Below are 15,017 nucleotides of genomic sequence, written 5' to 3' on the forward strand. Positions count from 1 at the left end.
TTAGCGTAGAATAAAATAGGCGATTACGATTAAGACAACTAATCCCCACCCTAAAACATCGACCCATTGACGTAATTTTTTCTCCATAGCACTACCACCCCATTGTATTAGGCCAGCCACTAAAAAGAAGCGCATGCCTCTACCAATCGCAGAAGCGAGTAAAAATGGCAAGAAAGCCATATGTAAAAAACCAGCACTGACTGTAAATAGCTTATAAGGTATTGGGGAAAATCCAGCAATAAACACAACCCAAACACCCCACTCACCAAACCAAGCCATCGCAGTATCGAAGCGCTCTTGGTAGCCAAACTCAGTGATTAAGGGTTGTATCCAAGGTTCGAACATTAAATACCCTAATATATAACCAACCACACCACCGACAATTGAAGCGATAGTCGTTAAACTTGCTAAACGCCAAGCTTTCTCAGGTTTAGCTAACACCATTGGCGCGAGTAAAACATCTGGCGGTATCGGAAAAAATACTGATTCGGCAAATGTTATCAACGCTAACATTCTAGGGGCGAATTTATGTTCAGCCCACTTTAATGTCCAATCATAAATAGCAGAAAACAACTTCATTACAGCAAATCTCCTGGTACTAGAGGCACAAACCGAACAGCTTCTACTTGTTGTTCACTATAATCATCACCATTACGGGTAATAATTTTAAGTATTTGGGTCTGCTCTCCCACTGGAATAACTAAACGGCCACCATCATTAAGTTGTTCTAATAACGCTTGCGGAACACTGGCAGCACCTGCGGTAACTATAATGGCATCGAAAGGTGCTTTACTTGCCCACCCTTGCCAGCCATCACCATGCTTCATGGAAATGTTATGTAACTCCATGGCTCTCAAGCAACGTTTAGCCTGAAATTGCAGTGATTTTATACGCTCAACCGAAAACACTTTATCGGTAAGCTGCGCTAAAATAGAAGTTTGATAGCCAGAGCCAGTGCCTATTTCTAAGATACTGTTTGGTCTGCCATTTACCAGTAATAGCTCTGACATTTTAGCAACGATATAAGGCTGAGAAATAGTTTGCCCTTGCCCTATAGGTAAAGCGGTATTGTCATAAGCTTTATGGGCTAGGATTTCAGGAATGAAAATATGACGTGGCGAATTGGCAATTGCTTGTAATACCTGAGGATTAGTAATCCCTTCAGCTTGTAATTTTTGAGCTAATAATTCGCCACTGCGTTTTGATTTTCCGGCGGCTCGGGTATTTTTCGTGTAAGTCATCATAACGTTACTTCATTCATCCATTTTTTCATATTATTTATACTACTATGTGCTGTCATATCAACGGTTAATGGGGTTACTGAAACATAACCATTGGCAACGGCATGAAAGTCAGTACCCTCACCTCCATCAAGCTCTTGGCCTAAAGTTCCATACCAGTAAATATCTCGTTGCCATGGGTCTTTCATCTTTTTCATCATTTCCGCTTTATGTCGATGACCAAGACGAGTCACTTTTATCCCTTTGATTTCTGATAGCGGCAGATCTGGAACATTAATATTGAGTATCTGATCTGCTGCTAGCGGATGATTCTGAATACGCTTAATGATATTTGCTGTCACTGTCGCTGCGGTTTGATAGTACTTCTCATGCTTACCTAGCAATGAAACGGCAATAGCAGGTATGCCCATATGCCGCCCTTCTGTTGCTGCTGCTACAGTACCTGAGTATAAAGTATCATTGCCTAAGTTAGGGCCTTTATTGATGCCAGCAACGACTAAATCAGGCATCGAGGTTATCAGTTGACTGACACCTAAGTGCACTGAATCAGTAGGTGTACCATTAACTGAGATAAAGCCATTATCAAGCGTTTGCGCTCTAAGTGGGTTAAGCAAAGTTAATGAGTTACTTGCCCCGCTACAATTTCTGTCAGGGGCAACCACAGTGACATCAAAATGCTTTACTAGTTCTTGATGAAGGACTTTAATCCCTAAGGCATAAACGCCATCATCATTACTTAACAATATGTTCATTCATTACCTTGCTTCGCGTTATCAGTTGCATTAGCAACCACTCTTTGAGTGCAATCTTGATAATCGATTAATTCACGTAATACTGTGGTTGCATAAGATCCTGCGGCTAGGGTGAAGCTTACTTTTACTGTTGCTAACGAGTCGCTAGTTAAAACTTCAATATCAGCATCTGTAACTCCTAAGCGAATACGGCGCCGTTCTTGCTTTAAGCCAAAGCGAGGTAAACCTTGAGAAAATTCGCTGTGACTATCTGCAACTGTTTGCTCCAGTGCTTTTGGGCTATCACTGGTCATTAGTTCGCCCGCCCCCCACATAGAAGCGGTTATATCGACATCTTTTTCATTAAATCGCTGCTTGATAGCTTCATCAATTTCATCCAATTGAAAAACAGATTGAGTGCCCGCCAGCATAAGTACATCACCTACTTGCAACTGTGAGAAAACATTTTCCTTGATCCGTTCATTAAGAATGTCATTGAAAATAGTAGAGCGTGCCGCCGATAAATACATACCACGCTTTTTCTTATCTTTTACTTTAGTCCCTGAAAATAGCGCTAAAGCACGGTCAATATTCCCACCATCAATACCAAAGCGTTGCTCGCCAAAATAATTGGGGACACCATGAGTAATGATATTTTGCCAGCGAGATTGTAGCGACTTCAGTTGCGTAACATCACGTAAGATAAGTTCAAATCGATTACCAGATAAGGCCCCTGTGCGTAATTTTTTATTATGTCGCTGATAACTTAGTATTTCGACACCTTCAATTACAAGATCGCTTAAATCGTATTCTTTCTTACCCGGCACATGAATACCAAACCATTGCTCAGTGACGGCAAATCTATCTTTTAAACCGGCATAAGAAACTAACTGCTCTTTAACTTTAAAGTATTTTGCAAGCTCTCGAGCAACAAAGACAGTGTTAGCGCCCGTTTTTCGAATATGAATAAATAAATGCTCTCCCTCACCACAGGGTGAAAAAGGTAATTGTTCAAAAACTTTAAAATCGCTAATCTGGCTTCGTAATAGCCCTGTTGATTCTGGTTTACCGTGTAAAAATTTAAGTTCTGGTAACATTAGGCTCTCATTAATATCCTGTGTTGACTATCAATTAGGCATTTAAGCATTTTGTACTTCCTCAATTAATGGCATGACATGAGATGATGGCGTTAATAGCACCACACTATGAACTGATATTCCTTCTTTTCGCCCCGTATATCCCAATTTTTCAGTCGTAGTGGCTTTCACGTTGACTTGTTCAATATCGCAATTTAAATCTTCAGATAAACAAGTTCGCATAGCTAAAAGATGAGGCGCTATTTTAGGTGCTTGGGCAACTATAGTGACGTCTGCATTACCTAATTGATAACCTTTTTCTGTCATCAGCCCAACCACATGGCGCAGTAAAATACGACTAGATATATTTTCATATTGCCCATCCGTATCAGGAAAATGATTACCAATATCGGCTAAACAAAGTGCTCCTAAAATGGCGTCACAAAGTGCATGAATAGCCACATCGCCATCAGAATGGGCAATAAAGCCTTTTTCAAAAGGAATGCTTACACCTGCTATTACCAGTGGTCCTTTACCGCCAAATTTGTGCACATCAAAACCGTGTCCTATACGCATGTGTTTTCCTTAAGTTTATTTTGCTGCTGATTAAGATAAAAAGCAGCTAAAGCCAAATCCTCTGGGCGAGTGATTTTTATATTTTCTCGACTTGCCGAAACAAGCATACTAGGCAAGCCTGCCTGCTCAATGGCAGAAGATTCATCGGTGATCACTACCCCTTTATTCTGCGCTTGCTCAATCGCATTTACCAGCTCACTAGTTTTATACATTTGGGGAGTTAAAGCATGCCACAACTTACTTCTGTCGACGGTATCAGTAACTTGTGCACCTGTAACCATGTTGTTACTTTGTTTTATCGTATCGACAACATGCGCTGCAAGTAAGCCACCAATATTGTTATCTACACATTGCTTAATAAGTAAATCAATATCATGGTGGCTCACACAAGGTCGAGCGGCATCATGCACCATCACCCAAGGGAATAAGTTTTCATCAACAGCTCGCAAGCCACTTAATACTGAATCAACTCGCTCTTGCCCTCCATCAACTCTTATTATGTCAGGATGATCTGCTAAATTCGATTGTGAGAAATAACTATCATCGCGACTTAAGGCGACAATAACTTTACTCACTTGTGGATGGCTTAATAGGCGATGCACCGTGAGTGATAAAATAGACTCGCCATCAATTTGTAAATATTGTTTTGGGCAATCAGCTAGCATACGTTTACCGACACCCGCGGCAGGAACAATAACAACAAAGTGTTGTTTTACAGACACCACTATTAACGAGCTCCTTTATTGGAAGATGATGAAGTTGTATTCTTAAAGGAGTTTTTATCTTTACTCGGAATAAGCCTGAAAAAAGTTTCGTTTTCTTTGATCATGCCTAACTCATTACGTGCTCGCTCTTCAATAGCTTCACTGCCTAATTTAAGATCATCAGTATCAGCGTAGAGTAATTTATTACGTTGTTTTAATTTTTCATTCGCAACTTGCTGTCGGCTTACTTCTTCTTGTAATGCAAAATAGTCAGGCACACTATTCTTACCAAACCAAAGTCGGTATTGTAATAATGCTAATAAAGTCAGCAGTAGTGCTGTAAATGCCCGCATAAAATAGAAAAGATCAAATATACTATGAATTATCACCATTATATAAAGGTGGCGGCTAGTGTAAATGTTTATATAGACAAACTCCCCGAATCTGACTATTTAACCCCCAACTTTATTGTTAAAAACCCCATTACACAAACTATCTTTATTGTTATGATGTTTTGCTTATTTAAAACTGATACTTATATTATTAGTAATTAAAAGGAACTTAGATGTACAGGCAAACTTTCTTTTCAATATTTTTTACCCTTTCCCTAGTTTTATGTAGTTTTCAACTATTTGCTTTTACTGAAGTAGAGAAGCCGCTTCCTTGTTCAAAAACTATTGAGCCACTCAATAATGAAATAAAAAGAGCAAAAGCTCTTCACAGAGAAGCCCCAAAGTATCCTGTTACAGCCGCTAGAAAAAGACAAGAAGGTTGGGTGCGATTAAGCTTTGTCGTTGATAAAGATGGCAGTGTTAAATTACCAATCGTTGAGGATTCTTCAGGTATAAAATCTTTTGAAACAGCTGCTAAGAATGCAGTAAAACACTGGAGCTATCAACCCGCAATGCAAAATGGTGAAACTATTCAGCAATGCAGAAATAGCGTTCAACTTGACTTTAAAATGAATAAAAAGGCAAAAGGAGCATCACGAGGATTTGTTAAAGAGTATAGAAAACTGCAAACGTTAATTAATGATAACGAATTAACAGAAGCCAAAATTGCTTTAGACTCTTTAACAGAAAGAACTAAACAAAACTTTTATGAAGATCGTTTCTATTTCAATATTCAATCAAGCTATTACCAAGCTATCGGCGATAAACAAAAAGAGCTTATCGCTTTAAAAAAACTAATCCCTCAAGGAAAAGATTATCTACCTAAAGGTGCCTATGTATATGCCGTTGTTAGGGCATTTCAGTTAGCAATGATGAGTAATGAATTTGCTAGTGCTTTATATTACAACGAGCAACTGAAAAAATTTGACGATGATCATGAGAAAATATCGCAACTAGCTCCTTATGTAGAAAAAATCCAAGCATTCATTAACAGCAAAGATAACATTTTTGTGTCAGGAGAAATTAATGAACGTCAACATTGGCGTCATTATTTAGCGAGAAAAAATTTCACCTTTACCAATATCGAAGGCACGGTAGACTCTGTTGATATTCGTTGCGCAAATCACTTCTCTTCTCATCAGGTATCTAAAAATAAAGAGTGGAAAATCCCAAAATCATGGGGGAAATGCCAAGTATTTATTCAAGGTGAAATCGGAGCTAAGTTTAATTTAGTTGAATTAGCCAGTGCGTCAACTTAATAAACTTAAAATCAGGATAGATAAACACCTTTCATGATGATTTCAAGGTGCTATTGATTAGAACTAAGTGAGCTTTTTTTGGAAGTTTTGCCAATCAATACCACAAGAAAGCAATAACTCTCGTAAGGTCGGCATTATCGGCCTAAGTTTGGTGTTACTGTGTAAGTTTTGCCACCTATGACCTGCACAAGCTGCTAACATGACTTTTTTATTGGGTTTCAATAACCGTCTAGCTTCTATAGTATTGGGCAACTTATCTGTGGAAGAAGTTAATAAAAACCAACCTGAAGCGTTAGTTCTCAGCCGTTTTTCTTCAACATTTACTCTATCGATGCAATCAAGAATGATATGGTCACCTACTAATACAGGAACCACCAAGCCAATTAGCGGGTTATCCTCTTTAGCGAGTAGATGTAAATACCATAAGAAAATATTTTCATCTTCCTCGCCCTTAAGTGGTAATTGAGCTGCCTGCTTACTTGACCAAGCAGCATTTTGTACATCAAGTGATAAGGGCGACAACCCTTGCTCATTTACTTGTGTCATTAAATTTGCGGTTTTATTAATGTAATAAGATAGGCTCTTCAGACGCCCTTGAACTCCTTGAGCTGTACTGATATCAGCATTCGCAATCAGCTGCAATTCTCGCTCGTAGAGCGCATTGCACACTTCTGAAAAATCATTGCTATGTTTATTGTGTTGCCACAAGGATGATTGAGTCACTAGGATTATAAATCAATAACTTACTAACTATATATTTTAAGCATACTCGATTGTGGGGGAAAGATAAAACTTGTCATAAAAAAACCGAGTCTAAAAAGACTCGGTTTTATATTTTCATATATGAAAATAACCAATAAAATTAATCTTCATTACCACAAGAGCAAAGCGCTTGGGGTAAATAACAAAAAATTTGGTGGTTATTGTCCTTTAACTTCAGATAAACCGTTAAATACAGCTTTATCACCTAAGTACTCTTCAATACGTAATAATTGATTGTATTTAGAAACACGGTCAGAGCGACATAGTGAGCCAGTTTTAATTTGACCAGCAGCCGTTCCAACAGCTAAATCAGCAATAGTTGCATCTTCAGTTTCACCACTTCGGTGAGAGATTACAGCAGTAAAGCCAGCATCTTTTGCCATTTTTATCGCAGCTAAAGTTTCAGTTAATGAGCCAATTTGGTTAAATTTGATCAAGATAGAGTTACCAATACCTTGCTCAATACCACGGGCTAAAATCTTAGTGTTTGTTACAAACAAGTCATCACCGACAATTTGAACTTTATCGCCAAGAATTTTAGTTTGATAAGCAAAACCATCCCAGTCTGATTCATCCAAGCCATCTTCAATAGATACAATTGGGTATTCTTCACAAAGTGTTGCTAAAAAGTCAGAAAACTCATTGGCAGTAAATTGCTTGCCTTCACCTTTTAAGTCGTAAATGCCTTTATCTGCATCATAGAATTCAGAAGCAGCACAGTCCATCGCTAACGTTACATCTTTACCAAGCTCATAGCCGGCAGCAACAACAGCTTCTTTAATTACCGCTAATGCATCAGCATTAGAAGCTAAATCAGGAGCAAAACCACCTTCATCACCAACAGCAGTATTCAAGCCTTTGCTTGATAAAACTTTTTTCAAGGCATGAAAGATTTCAGCGCCCATACGTAAGGCTTCTGTAAAGCTTTTAGCGCCAACAGGCTGAACCATAAACTCTTGAATATCAACGTTATTATCAGCATGTTCACCACCATTGATGATGTTCATCATAGGTAAAGGTAAGCTATAAACACCTGAAGTACCGTTTAAGTCACTGATGTGCTCAAACAATTGTACGCCTTTATCTGCAGCGGCAGCTTTAGCCACAGCTAATGAAACAGCTAGAATAGCATTGGCACCAAAGTTTTCTTTGTTTTCTGTACCATCTAAATCAATCATAATTTGATCGATATTCGCTTGCTCTAAAGCACTTTGGCCAAGAAGCGCTGGTGTGATGCTATCTTTTATAGCTGCAACAGCTTTTAATACGCCTTTACCTAAATAACGTGATTTATCACCATCACGTAATTCTAATGCTTCACGAGAGCCAGTTGAAGCACCAGAAGGCGCAGCTGCACGTCCCCATGCACCAGACTCTAAATAAACATCGGCTTCAACCGTTGGGTTGCCACGAGAATCCATGATCTCACGTGCTAAAATTTTACTGATCTTTGACATTTTATTTCCTTTCCTAACTTTAAAATTATTTTTTAATGCTGATTAAAAAACAAAGCCGCAACACAAAGGTTACGGCTTAATTATTATGAGCTAACTCGATTGCTGCTTTTGATATTCAAAAGAAGCAGCAACAAAGCCTTCAAATAGTGGGTGACCATCGCGTGGAGTCGAATTAAACTCTGGATGGAATTGCCCGGCAATAAACCATGGGTGATCTGCTATTTCAATCACCTCAACTAAACTTTTATCTGTTGATAACCCCGAAAACGTCAAACCAGCTTGGCTTAATTGTTCACGGTAGTTATTATTTACCTCAAAACGGTGGCGGTGTCTTTCATTAATTGTTTCACTACCATATACGTCACATACCTTGGTTCCTTTCAAAAGGTGGCACAATTGAGAGCCTAAACGCATAGTTCCACCTAAGTCAGAATCTTCACTTCGGTACTCAACTTGCCCTTCTTCATCTAACCATTCACTGATTAAACCAACCACTGGGTGCGAAGTTTCGGCATTAAACTCAGTACTGTGAGCATCTGTTAACCCTGCTACGTTTCGAGCATATTCAATTAATGCCACTTGCATACCTAAACAAATCCCTAAATAAGGTACTTTGTTTTCACGTGCATATTGCGCTGTTAAAATCTTTCCTTCAACACCACGTTCTCCAAAACCTCCGGGAACGAGTATTGCATCAAGATCATGTAATAACTCTGTACCTTTAACTTCAATATCTTGTGAGTCTACATATTTAATATTAACGGTTACTTGGTTTTTAAGGCCGGCATGTTTTAAGGCTTCATTCACTGATTTGTAGGCATCTGGTAATTCAGTATATTTACCTACCATTCCAATTGTTAATTCACCTTTAGGGTTGGCTTCTTGATATAGAACTTGTTCCCACTCAGTTAAATCCGCTTCTGGGATCTCTAAACCAAAACGTTTAGCAACTAACTCATCTGTTCCTTGAGCCTTTAACAACGCTGGAATTTTATAAATACTGTCAACGTCTCGCATTGACACAACCGCTTTTTCTTCAACATTACAAAATAAAGCGATTTTTGCTCGCTCAGAATTAGGCAGTGGTCTATCTGAACGACAAACTAAAATATCAGGGAAAATACCAATAGAGCGTAAATCTTTAACCGAGTGCTGTGTTGGTTTGGTTTTAATTTCACCAGCAGCGGCGATATAAGGCACTAACGTTAAATGCATGAACATTGCACGTTCACGACCCACTTCAGTTGCTAATTGACGAATAGCTTCTAAGAACGGCTGTGATTCAATATCACCAACTGTGCCGCCTACTTCAACCATAGCTACATCGTAGCCTTCAGCACCTTCAATGACGCGACGTTTAATATCATTAGTAATATGAGGAATAACTTGAATAGTTGCGCCTAAAAACTCGCCTTTACGTTCACGAGCAAGAATATCTTGATAAATACGGCCGGTGGTAAAGTTATTACGCTTAGTCATTTTGGTACGAATAAAACGTTCGTAATGACCTAAATCTAAATCAGTCTCTGCGCCATCTTCTGTCACAAATACTTCACCATGTTGAATTGGACTCATGGTACCAGGATCGACATTAATATAAGGGTCAAGTTTCAGCATGGTTACTTTTAAACCACGTGCTTCTAAGATTGCTGCTAATGAGGCTGCGGCAATACCTTTACCAAGAGACGAAACCACGCCGCCAGTAACAAAAATATATCTAGTTGTCATGTCTACACCGATGTAAGGAAAACAGAAATTTTGCGCTTTTTTACAATTACCAAATAGAATTAATGACCTATAGTCAATAATTACTCTATATTTTAGTCAAAAAGAGACTAAAAAACGAATAAAGAACTGGGTAAATGATATTAAAGCAGGACGGGAAAACATTATACTTAAAAGCGAAGCTAACAACAATAACTACAAGCATGTCGATAACAAAAATAACTATTTTTTTATTCGCGGTTAGTGGTTATGATATTGTTCTAGTCCTATAGAGAAAACACATTATGACAAACCAATTAGAGCAGGTTTTATCCGCCATTGATGCCATCAATAGCCAAGACACCAATATCACCTTAGCCAACGATACAGAGTATCCAAAAGAGTTAATTTACGGTCAGCGTATGACCGAAGTTTTAACTCAACATTGGCCAGAAGCAAATGAGCTGTTGCAAATAGCCGTTAGAGCTCAACACATAAAACGTTGGCATTTAAAACGTACTGAATTTGCCTCAGGTAAAGCAGGTTATTATCAATGGCGAATCGCCTTAGGTAAATTTCATGCCCAGTTAACTGCTGAAATAATGCTTGAACATGGTTATACCCAAGAGCAAGCTGAGCAAACGGCAAGTATTATTCGTAAAGAGAACTTAAAAACGAATCCGGATAGTCAGACGTTAGAAGATGTCGCCTGTTTAGTGTTTTTGGTGCATTATTTTGATGATTTTGCAGCTCAATATCTTGAACAAGATAATGAAGCTAAGATCATTCGTATTGTACAATTAACTTGGGGAAAGATGTCAGAAGAGGCACATAACATCGCCTTGCAGGTAACTTTACCAGATCATTTAGCCGATATAGTCAATAAAGCGCTCGCTTAGTTGACTCGTTAACTAGGGCGTTTATCTGCTTTCAGGTAGACGCCATAAAAAGACAAATGGCCAAGAGACTAAGGCGATAACTAATAATGTCAGTGCTATATTTTGCAGTAAATAGCTTGACCATATCACTGATAGCACAATAGTTAACAATGCAATTCTTTTAGCCTTGCGTGGAATACTACGATGCTGCTGCCAGTCACGAATTAGTGGCCCAAACAGTTTATTATCAAGCAACTTTTGCTGCATTCTTGGTGAAGATTTAGCAAAACAAGCGGTTGCCATGATTAGAAATACTGTAGTAGGTAAAATAGGAAGTAATGCTCCTAGTATCGCTAAACCGACACAAAACAGACCACATGCTTTCCATAAGAAAACCTTAAACTTGCTTCTTGTCGCAACAGGTATAGGGCATTCATCTATAGAGACATTGTTCTTTTCCATTGCTTGCTGATTATCTGCCACAATTCCCTCGCTAGTTATTTTTCCCTAAATCAGGTGCGCTATTTGCCACTTTTACCTTGTTATTGGTATCGCGGCTTTTCCTGATCAAAGCAGTGTCGCTTTGCGTATTATTACTTTGAATCATTGATTTAGCTAATCTATCGTACAAGAGCACATTGACTGAGGCCGCTAAATTCATACATCCTACGGTTGGTACATAAACAACTTCATCAGCTTGATTGATCACTGTTTGACTAATGGTGCCATCTTCTGGGCCAAAAATATAAAGCGCTTGTTCAGGGTGCTGAAAACTTGGTAATGGCGTCGCACCTTCAACTAAGTCTACACAAATAACTTTAGTCGTTTGTGGCAAATTTTCCAGTTGTTCTTTGACATTTTCAAATTGCTCTACAGTCAACAATGGGATTTTATCTCGCGCATTTTTTGTATCGGTATTGTGTTTATCACCACTATATTTAGCTGCATTTGCATAACGTTGACCAGAGTAAACAACCTGGTCAACACAGTAACAGCCTGCAGCACGCATAACCGCACCAACATTACTGGGACTTTTAGGATTAGTTAACCCTACAGTTACATGGCTATTTTCTACTTGTAAGCTTTTTCCTAAGGCCATGGTCGATAATAATAGTTTAGTCATTACCCTACTTCTTTCTCTTGTAATTTCACTTGCTGCCAATAGTGCTCTAGCTCTGATAAATCATGCTCAGTAAAGCTTTTACCTGACGTGTTAACTTGTGACTCAACCCCATGAAAACGTTTGGTAAATTTTCGGTTTGCCTGACGTAATAATGTTTCAGGATCTTGTTTAGCATGGCGACATAAATTCACCACAGCAAACATCAGATCTCCTAGTTCTTCATTCAGCGCTGTTGAGTTAATTGGCGCAGCATCGAGCTCTTCTTTAACTTCAATAACTTCTTCTTCAACTTTCGCAAAAACATCGTTAATGTTATGCCAATCAAAACCAACATGTGCACAACGCTTTTGAATTTTTGCTGCCTGCGACAAAGCAGGTAAATGTCGAGGAATATCAGCAAGTATACTTATGTCTTCTTGCTCATTTTTGATTTGACGTTCTTTAGCTTTTTCGTTTTCCCAATTTGCCTTTATTTGTGAGTCACTACTTAAATCCGCATCGCTAAAAACATGAGGATGACGGCGAATAAGCTTCTCACAAATAGCATCAACAACACTATCAAAATCAAATAATTGTTGCTCTTTACCTAATTGGCTATAAAAAATAACTTGGAAGAGTAAGTCTCCTAACTCTTTGTTAAGCTCAGAAAAATCGTGCTGTTCAATAGCATCAACAACTTCATAAGCTTCTTCAATGGTATGTGACGTAATTGAGGCAAAATCTTGTTTAATGTCCCAAGGGCAACCAGTTTCTGGGTTGCGAAGTTCACTCATAATCCAACGTAGTTTTTCGATGGAAGCTTTTTCATTTAACATTATTATCTCAACTCTATATTTCAAATACTTTTATTCAACACCAAAGATAAAGCTATACCCTTTTTACTTCAATCACATCGTCAAGCTGGCGTAACTTATCTAATACTCGGGTGAGTAATTCACTGCTATTCACTTCCATCTTCACCATCATACTCATGGTTTGTTTAACGCTGTCAGTATGACTTTCAATGCCAACAATGCTTACTTTTTCATTGGCTATAATCGTGGAAATATCACGAAATAGCCCTTGTCTATCACTGGCAATGATTTGTGTACTGGCTTGGTAACTTTGCTTGTCATCAATTCCCCATTGCACTTCAACTTGCCTTTCAGGTTGTTGATGTAAGGAATTAGCCAGTTGTTCACAATCAACTCTATGAACTGATATGCCTCGTCCTTGAGTAATAAAGCCTAAAATATCATCTCCCGGCACTGGAGAGCAGCATTTTGCCATATGGGTAACTAAGTTTCCGACACCTGAAACCGTAATATCATTACTATCAGGTGATATTTTTTTATCCACTGAAGTATGTCTAACAAGACTTTGCGGATCTACTTCTGGCAGCGGTTTAAATTTATCATCAAGTTGAATTAAGTAATTGATGACTTGCTGTAAACGTGCGTTACCTGAGCCTATTGCGGCATATAAATCTTCTATGCTTTTTACGTTATAACGTTCGGCAGCTTTTTTAAGAACAGCTTGATTGATAACAAGTTCACTAACTTTAGCGACCTCTGCATCAAACATTTCTTTACCTAAGGCGAGATGTTTATCTCTATCTTGTAATTTGAAAAAGTGCTGAACTTTTGCTCTCGCTCGTGATGAATGAATATAATTCAAACTAGGGTTTAACCAATCACGACTTGGGTTCGGTTTTTTACTGGTTAATATCTCAACTTGATCGCCAGTTTGTAGTCTATGGGTAAAAGGAACGATTTTACCAAAGACTTTCGCCCCTATGCAGCAATGACCAACATTTGAGTGAATGTAATAAGCAAAATCTAACGGTGTAGCTCCCATCGGCAAGTCAATAACATCACCACCAGGAGTAAACACATAAATCCTGTCCTCAAAAACTTGGCTGCGTAACTCATCTAGCAAGGCACCACTTTCTGCAACATCATCTTGCCATTGCAGAATTTTTCTAAGCCAACCTACTTTTTCATCAAAACTACCCGCTTTATCACCACCTTTACCAGAAGCTGAGCCTTCTTTGTAACGCCAATGAGCAGCAACACCAAGCTCTGCGTCATCATGCATTTGTGCCGTTCTTATCTGTATCTCTATAGACTTACCGTCAGGGCCAATAACCACGGTATGGATTGACTGATAGCCATTAGGCTTTGGTGTTGCAACATAATCAGAAAATTCGTTAGCAATATGACGCCACTGAGTGTGCACAATGCCTAGCGCTGAATAACAACCTTGAATTTCATCCACCACCACGCGTACCGCTCGAACATCAAATAGCTGCTCAAAGTCGAGTGACTTTTGCTGCATCTTCTTCCAAATACTGTAAATATGTTTTGGGCGACCATAAACAGTGCCACTAATTTTCAACTCTGCTAACTGTTGGTTCAAATTCCCAACAAAATCACTCATATACTGCTCTCTCTCTAGACGAGTTTCATCAAGTAATTTAGCAATTTTTTTATACACTTTTGGATGAAGATATCGAAAAGAAATATCTTCTAACTCCCACTTTAGCTGCCCGATACCTAGGCGATTAGCAAGGGGAGCATAAATAGTGGCACTTTCTTTAGCCGCTAGAACACGGCTTTCTTCATCATTATTTTTTTGACTACGCAAATCACATAAACGTTCAGCAAGTTTTATTACCACGGCCCTAACATCTTCGACCATAGCCAATAACATACGGCGAATATTATCTATATTGGCAGCATTACTTGCCCCTAACTGATGCCCTTTGCTTAGTCCTTTAATGGCAGCCATTTGCTCAACGCCGATACATAACAATACGACTTCACGGCTAAAATTTTCACTGACAAACTCACTAGTGATAAGCTCTTGTTCTAACAAAGGAGTTAAAAACGCTGCCACTAATGAATTTTTATCGAGATTAAGGCTGGATAGAATTTCAACCATTTCCATGGCTTTCAATAAGCTAGACGGTCGGTCTTGAAAATAAATAGCGACAATTTCCCATAACTCATCAAGAGCTTGCTGTTTATTTTGTGATAAAGCCAGTTCAGCCAGCCAATGCTGGAAACTAATACTAACAACTTGATGAGATTTACGCACCGATACCATGAGGAGTTCCTTTATCGCAGAAAGTAA

General features: G+C 38.7%; 16 protein-coding genes. 2 read left to right on the top strand and 14 right to left on the bottom strand.

Going from position 1 to position 15,017, the window contains the following annotated elements; all coding sequences use genetic code 11:
- From AC27IF_RS06930 to ftsB, 7 genes are read right to left on the bottom strand one after another with little or no spacing between them, the layout of a single operon-like run.
- The gene (locus AC27IF_RS06930; RefSeq protein ID WP_487053161.1) at nucleotides 1–579 is read right to left on the bottom strand and encodes a YqaA family protein; all 579 of its coding nucleotides are present in this window, start codon (nucleotides 577–579) and stop codon (nucleotides 1–3) included.
- A complete protein-coding gene (locus tag AC27IF_RS06935; protein WP_487053333.1) occupies nucleotides 579–1,241 on the bottom strand; it encodes a protein-L-isoaspartate(D-aspartate) O-methyltransferase in 663 nt (220 codons plus the stop codon). Before AC27IF_RS06935 ends, AC27IF_RS06930 begins: the two co-directional genes overlap by 1 nt.
- The gene (gene surE / locus AC27IF_RS06940) at nucleotides 1,241–1,993 is read right to left on the bottom strand and encodes a 5'/3'-nucleotidase SurE (protein WP_487053163.1); all 753 of its coding nucleotides are present in this window, start codon (nucleotides 1,991–1,993) and stop codon (nucleotides 1,241–1,243) included. The genes AC27IF_RS06935 and surE overlap by 1 nt, the downstream gene beginning before the upstream one ends.
- The gene (gene truD, locus AC27IF_RS06945; RefSeq protein ID WP_487053165.1) at nucleotides 1,990–3,069 is read right to left on the bottom strand and encodes a tRNA pseudouridine(13) synthase TruD; all 1,080 of its coding nucleotides are present in this window, start codon (nucleotides 3,067–3,069) and stop codon (nucleotides 1,990–1,992) included. The genes surE and truD overlap by 4 nt, the downstream gene beginning before the upstream one ends.
- A gap of 42 nt (nucleotides 3,070–3,111) precedes the next feature.
- Complete coding sequence (gene ispF, locus AC27IF_RS06950; protein ID WP_487053167.1) at nucleotides 3,112–3,624, bottom strand: 2-C-methyl-D-erythritol 2,4-cyclodiphosphate synthase; 513 nt, start codon at nucleotides 3,622–3,624, stop codon at nucleotides 3,112–3,114.
- Complete coding sequence (gene ispD / locus AC27IF_RS06955; RefSeq protein ID WP_487053169.1) at nucleotides 3,615–4,346, bottom strand: 2-C-methyl-D-erythritol 4-phosphate cytidylyltransferase; 732 nt, start codon at nucleotides 4,344–4,346, stop codon at nucleotides 3,615–3,617. The genes ispF and ispD overlap by 10 nt, the downstream gene beginning before the upstream one ends.
- A 5-nt stretch (nucleotides 4,347–4,351) precedes the next feature.
- Nucleotides 4,352–4,681: a cell division protein FtsB gene (gene ftsB, locus AC27IF_RS06960; RefSeq protein ID WP_487053170.1), complete on the bottom strand. Its 330-nt coding sequence runs from the start codon at nucleotides 4,679–4,681 to the stop codon at nucleotides 4,352–4,354.
- 212 nt (nucleotides 4,682–4,893) lie between these two features.
- Here ftsB and AC27IF_RS06965 point away from each other — a divergent pair, with 212 nt between their 5' ends.
- Complete coding sequence (locus tag AC27IF_RS06965) at nucleotides 4,894–5,979, top strand: energy transducer TonB (protein WP_487053171.1); 1,086 nt, start codon at nucleotides 4,894–4,896, stop codon at nucleotides 5,977–5,979.
- A 63-nt stretch (nucleotides 5,980–6,042) separates the two neighbouring features.
- On the opposite strand, the gene AC27IF_RS06970 is transcribed toward AC27IF_RS06965, so the two are convergent.
- The 3 genes from AC27IF_RS06970 to pyrG all read right to left on the bottom strand — a co-directional run bounded on the left by AC27IF_RS06970 (nucleotide 6,043) and on the right by pyrG (nucleotide 9,926).
- The gene (locus AC27IF_RS06970) at nucleotides 6,043–6,702 is read right to left on the bottom strand and encodes a hypothetical protein (protein WP_487053173.1); all 660 of its coding nucleotides are present in this window, start codon (nucleotides 6,700–6,702) and stop codon (nucleotides 6,043–6,045) included.
- A gap of 197 nt (nucleotides 6,703–6,899) precedes the next feature.
- The gene (eno, locus tag AC27IF_RS06975) at nucleotides 6,900–8,198 is read right to left on the bottom strand and encodes a phosphopyruvate hydratase (protein ID WP_487053175.1); all 1,299 of its coding nucleotides are present in this window, start codon (nucleotides 8,196–8,198) and stop codon (nucleotides 6,900–6,902) included.
- A gap of 90 nt (nucleotides 8,199–8,288) precedes the next feature.
- On the bottom strand, nucleotides 8,289–9,926 hold the full coding sequence (gene pyrG / locus AC27IF_RS06980) for a CTP synthase (protein ID WP_487053176.1): 1,638 nt from the start codon (nucleotides 9,924–9,926) through the stop codon (nucleotides 8,289–8,291).
- A gap of 281 nt (nucleotides 9,927–10,207) precedes the next feature.
- Here pyrG and AC27IF_RS06985 point away from each other — a divergent pair, with 281 nt between their 5' ends.
- Nucleotides 10,208–10,801: a DUF4202 domain-containing protein gene (locus tag AC27IF_RS06985; RefSeq protein WP_487053177.1), complete on the top strand. Its 594-nt coding sequence runs from the start codon at nucleotides 10,208–10,210 to the stop codon at nucleotides 10,799–10,801.
- Between the two features lie 21 nt (nucleotides 10,802–10,822).
- On the opposite strand, the gene AC27IF_RS06990 is transcribed toward AC27IF_RS06985, so the two are convergent.
- Genes AC27IF_RS06990 through relA form a run of 4 tightly spaced genes read right to left on the bottom strand, consistent with a single transcriptional unit; the run spans nucleotide 10,823 to nucleotide 14,990 of the window.
- Complete coding sequence (locus tag AC27IF_RS06990; RefSeq protein WP_487053178.1) at nucleotides 10,823–11,263, bottom strand: YbaN family protein; 441 nt, start codon at nucleotides 11,261–11,263, stop codon at nucleotides 10,823–10,825.
- 10 nt (nucleotides 11,264–11,273) lie between these two features.
- Complete coding sequence (locus AC27IF_RS06995) at nucleotides 11,274–11,903, bottom strand: RNA methyltransferase (protein ID WP_487053179.1); 630 nt, start codon at nucleotides 11,901–11,903, stop codon at nucleotides 11,274–11,276.
- Entirely contained in the window at nucleotides 11,903–12,718 is an 816-nt protein-coding gene (gene mazG, locus AC27IF_RS07000; RefSeq protein WP_487053181.1) for a nucleoside triphosphate pyrophosphohydrolase, read from the bottom strand. The genes AC27IF_RS06995 and mazG overlap by 1 nt, the downstream gene beginning before the upstream one ends.
- 52 nt (nucleotides 12,719–12,770) lie before the next feature.
- A complete protein-coding gene (gene relA / locus AC27IF_RS07005) occupies nucleotides 12,771–14,990 on the bottom strand; it encodes a GTP diphosphokinase (RefSeq protein ID WP_487053183.1) in 2,220 nt (739 codons plus the stop codon).
- Between the last annotated feature and the right edge of the window lie 27 nt (nucleotides 14,991–15,017).

It is taken from the genome of Colwellia sp. KS18-150 (assembly GCF_057551365.1).